Genomic DNA, 16,640 nt, shown 5'->3' with positions numbered 1-16,640 from the left:
GAGACCGCGGTGCCTACAGACGTGTAGCGAACCAGACAAATTAGTGACTAAAGAACGAGCATGTATAGGGTATTAATAATTCAAGAGAGGGCCGCAGGCCCTCTCTTGCTATATACCTTGTTGCTAAGTGTAAACCGCACTGGTTGTATTTCTTGCATCTACCACGGTGCAAGGCTCGTTGCGGCCAATCTTTATGGTCTTCACAACTAGCTTATGGGGTAATCCTCCTAAAATCAGCAATCATTTGCACCCCAGGCAAATGAACTACCACCACCCTAACAGGTTACGGCCGGTCAGTGCACCCCAGACAAGGGCATTCAGTGAAAGCGAGATAAAAACAGCGGCAGAGCCCATGTCTTTCGCCCTGCCAGACAGTTCATGATGCTCAGAGCCAATTCGATCAACGACCGCTTCAACTGCAGAGTTGAGGATTTCCACAATAACGACCAACCAGCTGATGATTATCAGCAGTAAAATCTGGTTAAGTCCGTCGCCAACGAAAAATGCCAGTGGCATCAGTAGCAAAATGAGCAATAGCTCTTGGCGAAACGCTGCTTCATGTCGCCAGGCAGATGACAACCCTTTCATGCTGTAGTTGGTTGCATGAATGATGCGGGTGATCCCTGTTGCACCTGGTTTAGCCATTTCGTCTTCCTCTCTCGAATTTTAAATATTGCAAATAAAGAGGGGCACTCGAGTGCCCCAGATAAGGTTTATTGCACTGTCCGGCACTGGCTGAAGATATCCAGTCCTTGGTCATAGACCGCCGTATTTACATCCCAGATCCCCAGCACAGATGAAAAAATGTTGTCGTGGGAATAACGGGTATCAGCCGCTTTATTCTGCAGGCAATTAATATCAAGCCCTTTCTCTTTGGAGAAACCGGGCGACATCCATACCTGCATCGGCACTCGGGTCTGGTCATCGGGAGCAAATTTATATGGCGTACCGTGCAGATACAGCCCCAAGGCACCCAGGGACTCACCGTGATCAGAGACATAGATAAGTGCAGTGTTGTACTTATCTTCATACTTTTTCAGCTTGGCAATCATCTCTGCAATGACAAAGTCGGTGTAACGGATCGTGTTGTCATAGGTATTAACCAGTTCTTCATCCGTGCAGTTTTCGATATCGCTGCGAGTGCAGTCAGGTAAGAATTGTCGATGAGTATCTGGGTAGCGTTTGTAATATGTCGGACCATGGCTACCGATCAGGTGGAAGCCAACCAGCTTGTCCCCTTTCATTTGTGCCACTTCATCATCGAGGTTTTGCAATACCACCTCGTCATAGCAGGTGTTTTTATCGCAGAACTGTGGGTGATCTTTCGGTTGGATTTCGATATTTTGCACCCGGTCACATACTCCCTTGCAACCACCATCGTTTTCTTTCCAGAAAACTGATACCCCGGTCTTCTGCAACACATCCAGTAGCCCTTCGCTATTGCGAGCTCGACTGTCGTCATACTCCTTACGGCCCATGTTGGAGAACATGCAAGGCACAGATACAGCGGTCGCGGTACCACATGAACGAACATCATTGAAAGAGATCACATCACCACTCTTGCTGGTGAAGGCATTGGTCTCTTTTTCATAGCCGTTCATTGAGAAGTTCTTACCACGAGCGGTCTCCCCGACCACCAGGAACATCAGAGTCGGCTTGTCCTCTTTTGCAACCCGAGTGGCATCATCTCCGAGAGTGCTAAAGGGAACAGGCTCAGCCATGTAACGCTTATACAGATACTTGGTCGTACTGTAGACAAAATTTGCAGGGACGATTTCACGATTAAGGGTCTGATTGTTGCGTCCAACCGAGGCATAGTCTTGATAGTAGAACGCGGCAATAACACCAATGACAGCGAGCGAGGCCAACATGGAGAATCCGCGCTGGAAGAGCCCCCTATACCATGTATTGGGATACTCAATTTTCACGAAAAACAGCAATGCCGCAGGAACAACACCTGCTAGCAGAACCCAGGCAATTATCGGTAGGTTGATATACGCATAAGCTTCGCTCTGGTTGGTCTCGAAGATATTCTGGATCATGTCCCGATCAAACAGGACGCGGTACTTCATCATGGTGTAGCTGACGATAGAGCCAGTGATAAAGAGAAACGCGAAGAATGGTTTGATCAGATAACGTACTGAAAAGGGCATAAAGACGAAGTTAAGTGCTGCGACCAGCAGGATGGGTATTGATATCGCAAACCCTAGTTTGAAGTGCTCCAGATTGGCGAGGATGTCATAAAAGTGGAGCAATACGGGCCAATTTTGCAGAAAGGCAAACACTAGCGCCAACAATAAAATAAATGGAACAACTTTTATTTTAACAACTGAAGGCATGACTTCTTCCTTAAATATATTTCAAATATTAAACTTTATTTGCATTCCATTACAGCATGGGGATGGTAACAGCTTCGGATGAGTAAGGTTTACAGATCGTTTGTAAAGATATGTAAAGTTGTGACCTTTATCAATAACCAGGCCTTTGATGCAAGATAGCACTTGAGGCTTAAGGAAAAATTAAGAGGAGGTTGATGCTCAAATGGTTGAAATTTGGTCATAAAGCGTATTGTTGACAACATTTACCAGGCTTAAGCATTTCTTAAGAAAACACTGACATGCTGTATTGGACGGATCTTCGTCGAACCACAGGATGGGTGGGCTATGCATCACAGTGTCAGCTCTTCAGTCAGCAAAGTGCCAGAGATCACTTTGGCATTCTGGATTATCAAAATATTGGCAACAACGCTGGGGGAAACCGGTGGAGATGCTGTCTCCATGTCGATGGATCTTGGTTATCTGCTGAGTACCGGGATCTTTGCAGTTATCTTTTTTATCGCTGTGAGTGCTCAAATTTCAGCCAGGAGCTATCACCCCGCACTGTATTGGACCACCATCATTGCGACCACGACAGTCGGAACAACATTGGCTGATTTCGCAGATCGTTCTTTGGGGTTGGGTTATGCAGGGGGGACAACCTTGTTGTTCACCCTGCTAATGGGCTCTTTTTATGTCTGGTATAAATTTCAGGGAACCGTATCTACTGGCGATGTCAGTTCACCGCGAACAGAGATGTTTTACTGGATCACCATCATGTTCTCCCAAACTTTGGGCACAGCATTAGGAGATTGGGTCGCTGATGATGGTGGATTTGGCTACACCGGTAGCATGATCCTGTTTGGTGCCATATTGCTGGCCATAGTCGCAACTTATTTTTTGACCTCAGTATCTCGCACTTTGTTGTTCTGGGCTGCGTTTATCATGACCCGGCCATTAGGCGCTGTAGTAGGCGATTTTCTGGATAAACCACTTAAAAGCGGTGGGTTAGAATTGAGCCGATATTCAGCATCTTTTAGTTTGTTGGCTGCCATCGTAGTGCTTGTATATCTATCGACACTTAGAAATAGAATCACAGAGCCGCAAAAATTGGATATGGAATAATTTAATGGTGGCACAAGCAACACTGAAAGTTGCTTGTGCCATATTGCAATGGCGTGGAGAAAGTTATGAACAATAATGAAATCAAAGTCTGGGATCTTGTAGTTAGGTTTTTTCACTGGGCGACCGTCGTACTATGTGTGCTCAATCTCTTTATTCTCGAAGAGGGGCATCGTAACCATCGTTATGTCGGCTATACCTTGTCTGGATTGTTGGTGATCCGAATTGTTTGGGGTTTTTTTGGTTCTTATTACGCAAAATTTTCTCAGTGGTTTCCCACTCCAGCCCGTATAACTGGTTACGTCCAAGCGAGCATGAAAGGTGAGCACCCCTATCACGCAGGACATAACCCTATGGGCTCCTTGATGATTATCTTGTTACTGACCTGTTTGGTTGGTACCGCTGTTACCGGGATTCTGACTAACTATGAGGATCTGTTTGGTGATGAGGTAATGGAAGGCATCCATGAGTTTTTTGCCAAAGCGTTGCAGATAGCGATTTTCGTGCATGTATTAGCTGTCATTGCGATTGACCGATTGACTCACGGTGACTTAATTCGGGCGATGATTACTGGCAAGAAACGTGTGCCATCTGGTGTAGATGTTGTCGATAAATGTTAAAGTGGATTTCATACAGCAAAGAGCGGCTTTCCCGCTCTTTTTATTTCTCTGTTTCTTCCTGGTCGGTTTATCGAAATTGTTGATCGGTTCGGTGCCGCCAGGTTTGGTGCGTTTGGTAATATTACCAGCTGACCAAAAGCATGATGGCCACCAAGTTTCATGGTCAACCCAATTTGGTTACATCTAGAACTTTATGCTCGACTTGATAGTCAATGGCCTGAATTCGTGATGATCCCGCCTCGTCATTTCATCAGTACCGCAGCCAATGTCGGGTTCTCACAAGATGCTGATCAACTCATGCTCGATATGGCGGCCAAAGCAAAGACGGTTATTATCAGCGTGGCTGCCGATCTGCTAGCCGGTTTCCCTGAGCATATTAGCAGTGCCATCTTAAATAGGATGTCCAGCCAAGCAGCAAGGTTCATGGTGAGGTAAGCACATGAGGTTCGGTGAAAGAATCGAGTTGACCCTGATGAACAGCGAGAGATGGCCTAAATGGCCAGTACACAAAGACAAAGGCAACTTATCCGGCAGTATGCATCGAAGTAGCTCCTATTCATTAGCGGTGCGGGGATCTGTCGTTGCAAAGTATAGAAATATTGTCTTGGACAATCACCTGCAGTTTTTGCTAACGTTGCCATCTAATGATGGAGGACTGCACCTGAACGGGTGCGGTCCTTTTTATATTCTACGTTTAAACCTCTGCCTTGCAGGGGTTTTTTCGTTTATGGGGGGCGGATGAGCAAAGAGGAAAGCATAACCACCGTGGCAGCCCTTGGTGGCACCGCAGTGAAGTCCGGGCCTCCGGTTTTAGTATCCAGCATGACGCTTGCCGGCTACTCGCTCAATGACTGGGTGCTGGTGGCTACGCTCTTGTGGATTGTGGTCCAGATGGGCTGGTTCTTGTGGCAAAACATCCTTCGTCCCCGTTCTGGGCATGGGGGTGAGTGATGAGCAAGGTTCGCATTGCCATTGCTGCATTGACGCTCAGTGCGGCCGGGTTTGTGGGGATCTTGAATCGAGAAGGCTATGAGCCCGTGGCTTATCCCGACCCGGTTCACGGGACTACGCTGCCGACGCTGGGGTTTGGTAGCACCGAGGGGGTGAAAATGGGCGATACCATCACCCCGCTGCAAGCTATCAACCGGAGCCTGCGGGAGGTGCTGTCGTTCGAGCTCGCCTTGAAGGATTGCATCTCGGTACCGCTCTATCAGTTCGAGTACGATGCCTATGTTGAGCTCGCCCATAACATCGGCCCCAGGGCCTTCTGCCGCTCCACCATCGTGAGGCGCCTGAACGTTGGCGATTATCCCGGAGCCTGTGAGGCCATCTTACTGTTTAAGCGCGCCGGCAAGCAGGACTGCTCGGTGCCGGGGAATCGAGTATGCCCTGGGCTTTGGAAAGACCGGTTGCGCCTCAATGCCAAGTGTAAGGGGATGTGATGGTGATGGCACCGTTCCCGCAAAGCAACGCGATCTCCTTTCTTGTCGGCGCACTGGTGATTGCTGCATTGGCCTGTACGGGGGTGGCCCTATACCAATCTGGTCATTCAGCTGGTGAAGAGAGTGAGCGCAAGACCTGGCAGGCAAAATGGGATAGGCAATCTGCTGAACTGGCAGAGGCCAGGGCCCAGAACGTTCGACTGGCACGTGAGGAAGAGCAACGTCGCCAGCGTGCTATCGACAAGGTGAGGCAAGATGCGGAACAACAAATCGCCCGGGTTGAGACTGATGCTGCTGCTGCCAGTGTTGTTGCTGCTGGGGTGCACGAGCAAGCCAACCGCTTGGCAGCCAGAGCCAGTCAATGCCCCAGCCATTCCAGCACTGCCCAGTCTGGCGATGCAGCCGGACAGTCCGCCGTGGTGCTCGCCGACCTGCTCAGCAGGGCTGATGCGCGAGCGGGAGAGCTGGCAAAAGCGTATGACCGAGCTCGAGCATCAGGTCTGGCCTGCCAAAGTGCCTACCTCTCCTTGAAGAACCCCGATTAACAGAATTGCCGCACCGGGTCACCCCCCCGTCCCGCGTTAATGTGTGCCGGTACGGCACCTATCAGGAACAGCCATGCCTCCACGAGTGCCAAAGGTCTGTCGTGAGCGAACATGTCACCAGCTTACCACCGAGCGTCATGGCTACTGTCCCGCCCATGTTCATCTACTCGATGGCTGGAAGAAGGTGGCCAAGGTCAGTGCTGATGACCGCGGCTATGACTGGGCGTGGCGCAAACTGCGCAAGCGTATCTTGGTGAGGGATAACTACCTCTGCCAGGTGTGCCTTGCCCTTGGCATAGTGACACCCGCAACCCAAGTGGATCACATCGTCAATAAGGCTGCTGGCGGTACCGATGCAGAGTCCAATCTGCGGGGCATATGTGACCCTTGCCACGACACCAAGACACGGACAGAGGCACTGGCAGCCCGTCAGGCTGGGCGCCAGAGGGGGTAGGGGGGATCAAATCCTTCCAGCTTTTCGCTTCCCCCACTGCTCCGCCTCGTGAAATTTTTATACCCGCGAAATTAAAAATTAAAACCGGAGGGCTCATGACCGGAAAAGCGGGGGTGCCGGGCCGGGGTCGCAAGCCAAAACCAACATCCGCCAAGCGCTTGGCCGGCAATCCAGGTAAGCGAGCTCTCAACCAGAATGAGCCCCATTTCACCCCGCTGCTCGGGGTGGCCTGCCCAGAGTGGCTGGCAGAAGATCAATGGGCTCCAACGCTATGGGGCATGATCATCAAAGAGCTGTGCGCGGCCGAAGTGCTGTGCATTACCGACCTGCATAACCTGGAGGCATTCTGCGCGGCGTACTCTCGCTGGCGCCGCGCTGAAATTGAGATCACCCGGCACGGCTTGGTGGTCGAAGGGGCCACTGGCGGCCCGGTTAAAAATCCAGCCTGTACCGTGGCCAACGAATCACTCAAGCAAATGACAACGTATGGGGCCCTGCTCGGGCTGGACCCGTCCAGTCGCTCACGCCTGATTGGCGGTAACAAGAAACAAGGAGAGAGCAACCCGTTCAACGACTTTTAGGGATGACCGATGGCAGCACGCAAAAGCTATCCCTACGTCAACGTGGCCAATGGCTACGCCCGCGATGTGGTGCGGGGCAAGATCATCGCCTGCCGTTATGTGATCCAGTCCTGTCAGCGCCATCTAGATGATCTGGCCAAAGAGAAGAGTGCAGGGTTTCGCTACCGCTTTGATAAGGACAAAGCCGAGCGGGCAGCCAAGTTCATTCAGCTGCTGCCCCATACCAAAGGAGAATGGGCCTCCAAGCGATTGAAACTCTCGCTGGAGCCTTGGCAGCTATTCGTTATCTGCGCTGCGTTTGGGTGGGTACGAAAGGGCAGTGGCCTACGGCGCTTTCGTGAGGTGTACACCGAGATCCCGCGTAAAAATGGGAAGTCGGCGATCTCTGCTGGCGTGGGCTTGTATTGCTTTGCCGCGGATAACGAGTTCGGCGCAGAGGTGTACTCAGGGGCCACGACTGAGAATCAGGCCAAGGCTGTATTCACCCCGGCCCGGTTGATGGCCAAGCGGACACCGGCTTTGCTTGAGCGTTTCGGTATCGAGGTGAATGCATCCAACCTTTGCACACCAGCAGACGGAGGGCGTTTCGAGCCGTTGATCGGTAATCCTGGTGATGGTCAGTCGCCATCCTGCGCTGTCGTGGATGAGTACCATGAGCACGCCACGGATGATCTCTATATGACGATGCGGACGGGGATGGGCGCACGCCGTCAGCCGCTTATCTGGATCATCACTACCGCGGGCTACAACATCGATGGTCCCTGCTACGACAAGCGGCGGGAAGTGATTGAGATGTTGGCAGGCACTGTGCCGGATGATGAGTTATTCGGGATCATCTACACCATTGATGAGGGGGATGACTGGACTGATCCGGCAATGCTGGTCAAGGCCAACCCCAACTTGGGCGTCTCAATCTATGCCGAGCAATTGCAATCGGCGCAGATCAAAGCCACCCAGCAGGCCAGGCAGGCTAACAAATTCAAGACCAAGCATCTCAACGTCTGGGTTGCCGCCAAGACGGCCTTTTTCAACCTGGAGCGCTGGAATGCTTGCGAGGATAAAACCCTCACCCTCGATCAGTTTGTGGGTGATGAGTGCATCCTTGGCTTCGATCTGGCTCGCAAGCTCGACATGAACTCAATGGCTCGCCTGTTCTGGCGTGACATCGACGGGCGTCGGCACTACTACTCGGTTTCCCCTCAGTTCTGGGTCCCAGAAGATACGGTCTATAACACCGACAATCGACGTTTGGCCGAGCGGTATCAAAAGTGGCTTAACACAGGCGAGCTCAGTACCACCGATGGGGCCGAGATCGACTATCGGGAGATCTTCGAGGAGGCGAAGGCCGCGGCGCAGCGGCATCACGTCATTGAGACGCCACTCGATCCGGCGGGCGCGATTGCCCTGTCTCACTCGCTTGCCGACGAGGGAATGACACCCATCACCATCACCCAGAACTATCAGAACATGTCTGGCGCCATGAAGGAGCTGGAGGCCGCCATTCAAGCAGGGCGCTTTCACCATGATGGCAATAGCTTGATGACCTGGTGTATTGGCAACGTGGTAGGAAAAAATCTGCCCGGCAACGATGACATGGTGCGCCCGGTCAAGGAGAGCGCGGATCAAAAGATAGACGGCGCGGTCGCGCTGATGATGGCCATCGGCCGGGCCATGGTGCCTGACCGGGAAGAAGAGAGCTCCATCTACGAAACCTCGGACGTCTTATGTTGATACAACTTTCAATTTTCATCGTGGGCCTGATCGGCGCTGCGGCGCTGGCCTATGGTGCCAGCCTCTACTCACCGCCTTTGGGGTGGGTTGTAGGCGGCATGCTCTGCTTGGCCTGGTCATTTTTGATGAGCAGAGCCGTTGCCGCAGCAGACTATGCCAAGCGTAACAAGGGGGATAGCTGATGTTCCTGCCAATCATGTTCGGCAGCGGGCGCAAGGGGGGGAACTTCAGTCAGTGGATCAGCAGCATGGGCGGCAGGACAGCAAAGTCCGGCGTGCTGGTTACGCCAGAGACAGCTCTGACCCAAGGCGTAGTGAGAGCCTGTGTCACTTTGCTGGCCGAGTCAGTCGCTCAGCTACCCTGCGAACTGTATCGCCGTGAAGATGACTCACGTAAACGCGCAACCGAGCACCCGCTCTACGATATTATCCACGCCAGTCCAAACCAGAAAGATACCTCGTTTGAGTTCAACGAACTGCGAATGGGGCATCTTGGCCTGCGCGGTAACAGCTATAGCCTGATTGACAGGGACGGCAGTGGTTACATCACAGAGCTGATCCCGGTCAATCCGGACAAGATAGCAGTGCTCAAGGGGCCTGATGCGCTGCCCTACTATCAGCTGCTAGATGGCAGCAACCAGATCCTGCCGATGCGGATGGTGCATCACGTCAAGGCATTCAGTCTTGATGGCTATCTGGGGCTGTCACCGATCCAGACCAACCCTGATAGCATCGGGCTGGCTATGGCAGTGGATGAGCATGCCGGGCGGGTGTTTGCCAATGGCACCACCTTGTCAGGTGTTATCGAACGGCCAGCCGAATCAAAGGCGATCGGCGATCAGAAAGTCGTCAACGCCATTCTGGATAGCTTTACGTCCCGCCACTCCGGGCTGCGTAACTCCTTTTCTGTCGCAATGCTTCAGGAAGGAATGCAGTACAAACAGTTGGCGATGAATAATGAACAGGCCCAGCTGCTTGAGTCGCGGAAATATGGCGCCATCGAGATTTGTCGGTTGTACAAAATCCCGCCACACATGATCGGTGAGTTGGAGCGGGCGACCAACAACAACATCGAGCATCAGGGGCTGCAGTTCGTTATCTACACCCTGCTGCCGTGGGTCAAGCGCATCGAGGCCGCCATGATGCGCGACCTCTTGTTGCCCCAAGAGCGAAAAGACCTCTACATCGAGTTCAACCTCTCCGGCCTGCTGCGGGCAGATCAGAAGTCCCGTTACGAGTCATATGCGCTCGGTCGCCAGTGGGGCTGGCTCAGCGTCAACGATATCCGCCGGTTGGAAAACCTGCCCCCGATCCCGGGTGGTGATATCTACCTGACCCCGCTCAACATGGTCTCTACCGGCAAGCTGCCGCAAGGCATCAGCCAAGCGACCCAGGAACAAATCAAGGAAATCGAGGGCATCCTATGCCGAAGCTGATGATCAACTACCCGCACCTGGCCAGTCAGGTATTCGGTGTGCCGCTCTATGTCACCCAAGAGGTGCTGGCAGGGGTTAAGAGTCTGCTGCTGCCGCGCATGCTCGGCAACCAGATCGCGGTGATGGCGGCTGATGACTTGCCAGATGGGCTGGAACCCAAGCAGCTTGAGGCGCGGAGCGAATCACAGTACCGCGTGGAAGGGCTGGCAGTGATCCCGCTTCACGGCATCCTGGTAGCGCGGCGCGGTCATATCGATAACGCCTGCACCGAGCTGACCAGCTACGAGTGGGCGCGGGCGCAGATTGCCACGGCGCTCGCTGATGAGCGGGTCAAGGAGATAGTGCTCGATATCAACTCCGGCGGCGGCCATGCGGTCGGATGCAAGGAGCTGGCCGACTACATTTTCAGCAAGCGCACCGTCAAGCCGATCACCGCGCTGGTCAACTTCTCAGCCTATTCGGCTGCCTACTTCATCGCCGCAGCCTGCCGCAAGGTGGTAGTCAGTGAAACCGGTGGCTGCGGCTCTGTCGGCGTCATCATGGAGCACATGGAGGTGAGCAAGTGGGAGCAAGAGGTTGGGCTCAAGTTCACCACCTTCTACCGCGGCGACCGTAAAAAGGACGGCACCCCCCATGAACCGCTCAGCGACGGCGCCATGGCGGCCATCAACCACCGCATGGATCAGGCCTACGACCTGTTTATCAGCTCGGTGGCCCGCTATCGCGGCCTGTCCGTCGAGCAGGTGAAGGCCACCGAAGCCACCCTCTACAGCGGGGAGGAGGCGGTCAACAACGGGCTGGCTGACGAACTGGCCAATCCGCAGGACTATCTCAACGCTCTGGCTGCTAGCGTGGCCAAGTCAGCCAAACCTGCTCAAAGCATTGGCCTTCGGGCCCGCGCCATCGAAATGCAGAACCAACTCTAGCCCAGCGGCGGAGTCCATCCCAACAAGCCCCGAAAGGGGCTTTTTTTATGTCCAAAGGAAACCAATCGATGAAGACTATCGAAGCCCTCCGCCGCGAGCGTGGCGAAATCGCCGCCCAGGTCAAAGCCTTGGCAGAACTCGAAGCCAGCGGTACCGCCCTCACCGACGAGCAACTGCAGCAGTTTGCTGACCTAGAGAGCGAAGCAAACAAGATCAGCGCAGCCATCGCCCGCCAGGAGAGCGCCGAGCGCCTGATGGCGCAGCAGGCGGTACCGGTCAATGCTCACGGGTCCCAGGCGCCTCCGGCTGTCCATGTGAAGCAGGAGCTTAAACAATATCAGGGTGCAGGCTTTGCCCGTATGGCGATGGCAGTCGCGGCCGGCAAGGGCGACCTGCAACTGGCAGAGAAGTTCGCCGCCACAGAGATCGGCGATCAGCAGGTGGCCATGGCCATCAGCACCGCTGCCGGGTCAGGCGGCGCTCTGATCCCCGAGAATCTGCACTCCGAAGTGATCGAGCTGCTGCGACCGCGCACAATTGTTCGCAAGCTTGGTGCCCGCGTATTGCCGCTGCCCAACGGTAATCTCTCCATGCCAAGTTTGACCGGCGGCGCAACCTCTGGCTACGTCGGTGAGGGGAAAGATGTACGCGCCACTGCCAGTTCATTCGGTGACGTCAAGCTCTCTGCGAAAACCATGATTACTCTGGTACCGATCAGTAACCAGCTTATCGGGCGCGCAGGATATAATGTTGAGCAGTTGGTGCTGGGTGACTGTATCGCCTCGATGTCAGTGCGCGAGGATAAAGCCTTCCTGCGCGATGATGGCACCAACGACACCCCGACTGGCTTCAAGCCCGTTGCCACAGCAGCAGGGCGAGTTATCGAGTGGGCTGGTGAAGCTAATCTCACCACCATTGATACCTACCTCGACAAGCTCATCCTCAAGCTTATGAACTCCGACAGCATGATGATCACCCCTGGCTGGGGCATGAGCCCTCGCACCTGGATGAAGCTGTTCGGCCTGCGCGACGGAAACGGCAACAAGGTCTATCCCGAGATGGCTGCCGGTCTGCTCAAGGGCTACCCCATTGCGCATACCAATACCATCCCGGCAAACCTCGGCACCGGTCAAAACGAGTCTGAGATCTACTTCGCCGACTGGAATGACGTGGTGATCGGCGAGCAGGACAACATGACTGTCGATTTCTCCACCGAGGCTACCTATGTGGATACTAACGGCGATCTGATCAGCGCCTTTGCGCGCAACCAGTCTCTGATCCGCTTGGTAGGCAACCACGATGTGGGCTTCCGTCACCCAGAGGGTCTGGCGCTGGGTACCAAGGTTACCTGGTAAGGCCACAGCAGGGTGCCGCACTGGCGCCCTCTTTCATCACCTTGTAACAAGGAGCCGACATGGCCAAGCCATCGAAAGGCGATAGCGCAGGGCAAACACCTGCCCCTGACGCCGATCACGAGCAGCAGAGCGGCGAACTGCCGCAGGAGCCGACCAGCAATGCAACTGACACCCCCCAACCCGATGCCGACGCAGGCTCTGGGCCAGCAGTCGGCTCAGGTACTGGCGAAGGCAGTGATTCAGACCCTGCCCAACCTGCAGCAGCTCAAGCGCCAAGTGATGCAACAGGCGATGCAGCCGGAGCTGGCACCGCGCCGCTGACCGGCGAGCAGTCCACTGGCGCACCTGACGTCGATCACGAGCAGCAGAGCGGAGATGAGCCCGCGCCTGATCATGATGAGCGGGTGCTGGTGCGCTTCACCGGCCCATGGAAGAACTACAGCCGCGGCGATATCACCCGCCTGTCACCTGCAGAAGCCGAACTGGTGTTCAAGAAAGCGTTGGCGGAAGCAGTGGCAGAACCAGACCTGGAGTAAACATGTTGCTGATAACCGTGGCGGAGGCCAAGGCGCAATGTCGTATTGAGCCAGATGAAGTTGACGAAGATGCGTTGTTGACTGGCCTGATTGAAGCGGCGATCAGCCATATCCAGTCTGATATCAACAAGCCGTTGGTGGCTGAAGGGGAAGAGGGGCAGGCCCTCACTCCGGCGCTGAAGCTGGCGGCATTGCTGCTGATTGGACACTGGTATACCAATCGCGAGGCGGTGGTGACAGGGACCATCGCCACCACCCTGCCGTTGGCCTACGAGTCATTGATCCATCCCTATCGTGAAATCGTGGTTGGTTAGGGGGAAGCATGGTTAAAAGTGGCGAACTGAGCACCAGATTGATGCGCTTTGGCGCAGCGACAGGATCGCCCCCCGTATGGCCACCACTGGGGAAAGTATGGGCAAAGGTTATTGACCCAAAGGCCGCAGGCCGTGAGGCGCAAGCCAGCATTTACGCGACTGGATCGACCATGATCACGGTACGTTACCGTCATGACCTGCTGCCAGGTCAGCTGCTTAAGGGGAGAGCCTGTTGGTATCTGATTGAAGATATCGCCAGCGAACCCGGGGCCCTGCAGATCTCGGCCCGCAAACTTTCAGGCGAACCGGCCACCTACACCCCGAAACATGGGGTGGCCTATCCGGTAACCGTCTTTATGGCGGCTGAAAACCTGATGGTGGGGGCGCGTAGCGAACCGCGCCGCCAGATAGACCTGATATTGCCTGAGCTGGTCTGGCCGTTTGCACGCCAAGGTGACCAGATCACCCTGCGCGGACGCAGCTACCGCATCGAGGGGGTGGTCGATGGCAGCGACAACGGCACCACGCTGCGAGTGATGGTGGTCTGATGCCGGGGGGGCTGAGTCGTAAGCGCAGGGCCAAAGCTATCAACGTCACTGGCCTGAGCGAGAGCAAAGAGGCCTTTGAGGCGCTCCCCGCCAAGATCCGCAAGCAGTTGGTGGCAGTGATCAATGAAGTCGCCCGCGATACACGCAATGACATGGTAAACCGGATCGCGGCAGATGGTTTCAATACTGCCTCGGTCAGGGCCCGGATCAAGTTCGACAAGGCAACGGCAACCCATGACGTGGCGACGCTGAGCCTTGACTTGAAAAAGGTACCGTTCAGTCGCGTCAAATTCTCCTCAATTCGAACAGATGGAACCGGAACCCGAGCCAGCGTCTGGGTGCTGCGTGGCGGCAAGCGGGTGCAGGTCTACGGTTTCATCAACCCCTACGGCAAGAAGCGCCGACCAATGATCCGATACAGCAAAGCGGGCAAACAACGGTTGGTCATGGCTGGTGGGGTCGGGCTGCGCGGCTGGTGGAATGACATCATCACCGAGCAGTATCTGGCCGAATTGCAAGCCAAGCTCACCAACACTTTTAACAGGAAGATGACATGACAGAAGCCACCGTCATCATCGATCAGCTACTGGCCAAACTGGGGGCTGTGAGCTCCTTGGCTGGTGATGGGCAAGTGTGTGACAGCGATCCGCAAATTGACCAGTACACCCCATTACCACTGGCGCACTTTCGGGAACTGAGCGAAGGCAAACCTGAACGGAGGGGGCGTGAATGGAAACGTACCCGCAATATTCAGGTGGACCTCTACCAACCCGCGAGCGCCGGCCGTGCCGGGCGTGACCAACTGTTATCGGAGGTACTGGCGGCATTGGTGCCATCGACCGCTGGGGTTCCGCTTGTTGGCACGTCACTGATCTCCATATCGGTTGGCAACATCATTCTCGAGCCAGAGGAGATTGGCAGCGACACCCTGTTGACCTCGATCCTATTCACTCTCACCTATACCGCCAGCCTCTAGGTTGGCAACAATCCTGGATACCATAGGAGCATCCAAGCATGTCATTTACCGACAAAGGCCTGCTGTTGGCTGGTGATGTCTACATCGCCGAAATCAACAACGGCGTGAAAGGGCCCCTGATTGGCCCCATCAACGTCAACGAGATCACCGTCACCCCGCCGACCACCGAGGAAAAGTCGCGCATCTCCAAGAAGCGCAGCACCTTCGGCCAGGCGCTGGACTCGGTTCAACTTCCGAAGGACCCGGCCAAGCTCTCCCTGAAATGGGACTCCATGACCAAACAGCTGCTGGCCGATGCCATCGCCGGCAAACAGGTGGCCTTCACCCAGTCCGAGGCTCCAGTGTCGGACGAGCTGGTCACGCTCAGCAAAGAGGGGTGGGTTGAGCTGGCGAACGCCTACATCAAACCTGGCTCGATCACCGTCAAGCTGAGTGCTGGCGGCACGGCGCTGGTACTGGATACCGACTACAGGGTCAACGGCAACATGGTGATGGCGATCAGCGACCAAGCGGCTGCAGCCTGCAAGATCGGTTACACCAAAGCAGCGGTGACCGGCACCACCTACACCGGCACCACAGAAACACTGAAGCCTCGCTACTTCCTGATCGACGGTGAGAACTTGGCAAACCCTGGGCAGCGCGTGCGCGTCACCATCGACCAAGCCATGCTGGCAGCCCAGGGCGCATTGGCTTTGATGAGTGGCGAGTTTATGGAAGGGGAGCTGGAAGGCTCGCTGGTGACCCAGCCCGGCAAATCCGAGCCGTATCGGATGGAAATCCTTAACTGAAAAGGTTGTTGATTGCTGAGTCCCATTCACTGAGGGACTCAGCCGCTCATTTAATATATAGTCAGCTCATTAATAACACTGAGTGGTGATATTGTGAGCAAGAACTATGAAGTCAAGAACATTGAACATTTTCCATTATTAATTTATTCAGTAACGATATATCTATTTATTGCTGGTGCCGCTTATGTGTTTGGTTATTGGGCTTTGTTCCCAATAAATATATTTGACTATATGGGCGTGGTAGATATAGCAAAATCATCAGTGCCAAGTATTATGTTTTCATTCGGAATTGCATCATCACAAGTAATTACTCATCTGTTTGTTAATCGCTTTTCAGATGAAGTTGTACCAGTGCAACACAGTAAATTAACAGTTTATCTAACAAAACACATTAAGATAATATACTTGTTTTTTATGTTGTCTTTCTGTGGCCCCTTCGTTTTTATAAATGAACGGCCTGAACTAGTAATAAAATATGATAGTTATATCATTCTGGTTTTATGGGGTACTGTTCTATTTTCAGCAGTGCTAACCTACTTGTATATGGTGGTTAAGGGATTTGCAGATGAATTAAACGCTAGGAAGTATGCAATAGGATTGACAATTATTACGCTTGTTACATTAGCATTTGCATGCTTCACTATTGGTTTTACGAAATCTGTCAATATTATTAATGGAAAAAAGTTCAATTACGTTGACTACTCATCTGAAAAAATGGGTAGCGTTAAATTTAGTGTTATGGAGAAAGACCGATATTTAGGGTTCTATGGTGGTAAGAATTTCATGTGGGATCCTTTGAGTCGTTCTATAAAAATAGTGTCCGGTGATGAAGATATAGAAATCAAGGAATACAGGGTGTCAAGAAAATAAGGTGTTCCGTATAAGTGTATTTAATTGTTGTGTCTATTTACATTAACCCGCCTCGGCGGGTTTTTTCATTTTTGAGGATTCC

The 16,640-nt window shown here is 53.7% G+C and carries 22 protein-coding genes; 20 read left to right on the top strand and 2 right to left on the bottom strand.

Annotated elements, in window-relative coordinates; genetic code table 11:
• Window positions 1-264: 264 nt before the first annotated feature.
• A complete protein-coding gene (locus tag BSP75_RS20570) occupies window positions 265-645 on the bottom strand; it encodes a diacylglycerol kinase (RefSeq protein ID WP_075114468.1) in 381 nt (126 codons plus the stop codon).
• Window positions 646-713: 68 nt separating this feature from the next.
• Window positions 714-2,339, bottom strand: coding sequence for an MCR-3-related phosphoethanolamine--lipid A transferase (locus tag BSP75_RS20565; RefSeq protein ID WP_075114467.1), 1,626 nt, complete (start codon window positions 2,337-2,339; stop codon window positions 714-716).
• A gap of 324 nt (window positions 2,340-2,663) precedes the next feature.
• Here BSP75_RS20565 and BSP75_RS20560 point away from each other — a divergent pair, with 324 nt between their 5' ends.
• From BSP75_RS20560 to BSP75_RS21725, 20 genes are all read left to right on the top strand, one after another.
• Complete coding sequence (locus tag BSP75_RS20560; protein WP_075114466.1) at window positions 2,664-3,440, top strand: hypothetical protein; 777 nt, start codon at window positions 2,664-2,666, stop codon at window positions 3,438-3,440.
• A gap of 65 nt (window positions 3,441-3,505) precedes the next feature.
• Window positions 3,506-4,057 (top strand): cytochrome b/b6 domain-containing protein, encoded by a 552-nt coding sequence (locus tag BSP75_RS20555; protein WP_075114465.1) that lies wholly within the window; start codon window positions 3,506-3,508, stop codon window positions 4,055-4,057.
• A gap of 159 nt (window positions 4,058-4,216) precedes the next feature.
• The gene (locus BSP75_RS20550) at window positions 4,217-4,492 is read left to right on the top strand and encodes a hypothetical protein (RefSeq protein WP_075114464.1); all 276 of its coding nucleotides are present in this window, start codon (window positions 4,217-4,219) and stop codon (window positions 4,490-4,492) included.
• 303 nt (window positions 4,493-4,795) lie between these two features.
• Entirely contained in the window at window positions 4,796-5,008 is a 213-nt protein-coding gene (locus BSP75_RS20545) for a hypothetical protein (protein WP_075114463.1), read from the top strand.
• Window positions 5,008-5,499, top strand: coding sequence for a lysozyme (locus tag BSP75_RS20540; RefSeq protein ID WP_075114462.1), 492 nt, complete (start codon window positions 5,008-5,010; stop codon window positions 5,497-5,499). The genes BSP75_RS20545 and BSP75_RS20540 overlap by 1 nt, the downstream gene beginning before the upstream one ends.
• Window positions 5,499-6,044 carry a DUF2514 family protein gene (locus tag BSP75_RS20535; protein WP_253186657.1) on the top strand — a complete coding sequence of 182 codons (546 nt, stop codon included), beginning with the start codon at window positions 5,499-5,501 and terminating at the stop codon, window positions 6,042-6,044. The genes BSP75_RS20540 and BSP75_RS20535 overlap by 1 nt, the downstream gene beginning before the upstream one ends.
• Window positions 6,045-6,117: 73 nt before the next feature.
• Complete coding sequence (locus BSP75_RS20530; RefSeq protein ID WP_075114461.1) at window positions 6,118-6,498, top strand: HNH endonuclease signature motif containing protein; 381 nt, start codon at window positions 6,118-6,120, stop codon at window positions 6,496-6,498.
• 95 nt (window positions 6,499-6,593) lie between these two features.
• The gene (locus BSP75_RS20525; RefSeq protein ID WP_075114460.1) at window positions 6,594-7,079 is read left to right on the top strand and encodes a phage terminase small subunit P27 family; all 486 of its coding nucleotides are present in this window, start codon (window positions 6,594-6,596) and stop codon (window positions 7,077-7,079) included.
• A gap of 9 nt (window positions 7,080-7,088) precedes the next feature.
• On the top strand, window positions 7,089-8,810 hold the full coding sequence (locus BSP75_RS20520) for a terminase large subunit (RefSeq protein ID WP_075114459.1): 1,722 nt from the start codon (window positions 7,089-7,091) through the stop codon (window positions 8,808-8,810).
• Window positions 8,804-8,992, top strand: a complete 189-nt coding sequence (locus BSP75_RS20515; RefSeq protein ID WP_075114458.1) for a hypothetical protein — start codon at window positions 8,804-8,806, stop codon at window positions 8,990-8,992. The genes BSP75_RS20520 and BSP75_RS20515 overlap by 7 nt, the downstream gene beginning before the upstream one ends.
• Complete coding sequence (locus BSP75_RS20510) at window positions 8,992-10,245, top strand: phage portal protein (RefSeq protein ID WP_075114457.1); 1,254 nt, start codon at window positions 8,992-8,994, stop codon at window positions 10,243-10,245. Before BSP75_RS20515 ends, BSP75_RS20510 begins: the two co-directional genes overlap by 1 nt.
• Window positions 10,233-11,171, top strand: coding sequence for a S49 family peptidase (locus BSP75_RS20505; RefSeq protein ID WP_075114456.1), 939 nt, complete (start codon window positions 10,233-10,235; stop codon window positions 11,169-11,171). The genes BSP75_RS20510 and BSP75_RS20505 overlap by 13 nt, the downstream gene beginning before the upstream one ends.
• A gap of 68 nt (window positions 11,172-11,239) precedes the next feature.
• Entirely contained in the window at window positions 11,240-12,526 is a 1,287-nt protein-coding gene (locus BSP75_RS20500; protein WP_075114455.1) for a phage major capsid protein, read from the top strand.
• 59 nt (window positions 12,527-12,585) lie between these two features.
• Window positions 12,586-13,062, top strand: coding sequence for a hypothetical protein (locus BSP75_RS21730; protein WP_148140788.1), 477 nt, complete (start codon window positions 12,586-12,588; stop codon window positions 13,060-13,062).
• Window positions 13,063-13,064: 2 nt separating this feature from the next.
• Window positions 13,065-13,376 (top strand): head-tail connector protein, encoded by a 312-nt coding sequence (locus tag BSP75_RS20495; RefSeq protein ID WP_075114454.1) that lies wholly within the window; start codon window positions 13,065-13,067, stop codon window positions 13,374-13,376.
• Window positions 13,377-13,384: 8 nt separating this feature from the next.
• Entirely contained in the window at window positions 13,385-13,924 is a 540-nt protein-coding gene (locus BSP75_RS20490; protein ID WP_075114453.1) for a head-tail adaptor protein, read from the top strand.
• Window positions 13,924-14,481, top strand: a complete 558-nt coding sequence (locus BSP75_RS20485; RefSeq protein ID WP_075114452.1) for a hypothetical protein — start codon at window positions 13,924-13,926, stop codon at window positions 14,479-14,481. The genes BSP75_RS20490 and BSP75_RS20485 overlap by 1 nt, the downstream gene beginning before the upstream one ends.
• Window positions 14,478-14,900, top strand: coding sequence for a hypothetical protein (locus tag BSP75_RS20480; RefSeq protein ID WP_075114451.1), 423 nt, complete (start codon window positions 14,478-14,480; stop codon window positions 14,898-14,900). The genes BSP75_RS20485 and BSP75_RS20480 overlap by 4 nt, the downstream gene beginning before the upstream one ends.
• A 38-nt stretch (window positions 14,901-14,938) precedes the next feature.
• On the top strand, window positions 14,939-15,688 hold the full coding sequence (locus tag BSP75_RS20475; RefSeq protein ID WP_075114450.1) for a hypothetical protein: 750 nt from the start codon (window positions 14,939-14,941) through the stop codon (window positions 15,686-15,688).
• A 93-nt stretch (window positions 15,689-15,781) separates the two neighbouring features.
• Window positions 15,782-16,558, top strand: a complete 777-nt coding sequence (locus BSP75_RS21725; RefSeq protein WP_148140787.1) for a hypothetical protein — start codon at window positions 15,782-15,784, stop codon at window positions 16,556-16,558.
• The last annotated feature ends 82 nt before the right edge of the window (window positions 16,559-16,640 follow it).

The sequence above is a fragment of the Aeromonas sp. YN13HZO-058 genome (genome assembly GCF_001921245.1).
Taxonomy (GTDB): domain Bacteria; phylum Pseudomonadota; class Gammaproteobacteria; order Enterobacterales; family Aeromonadaceae; genus Aeromonas; species Aeromonas allosaccharophila.
The sequence above is the reverse complement of the archived record's forward strand: the minus strand, read 5'-3'. Positions and strand labels throughout refer to the sequence as shown.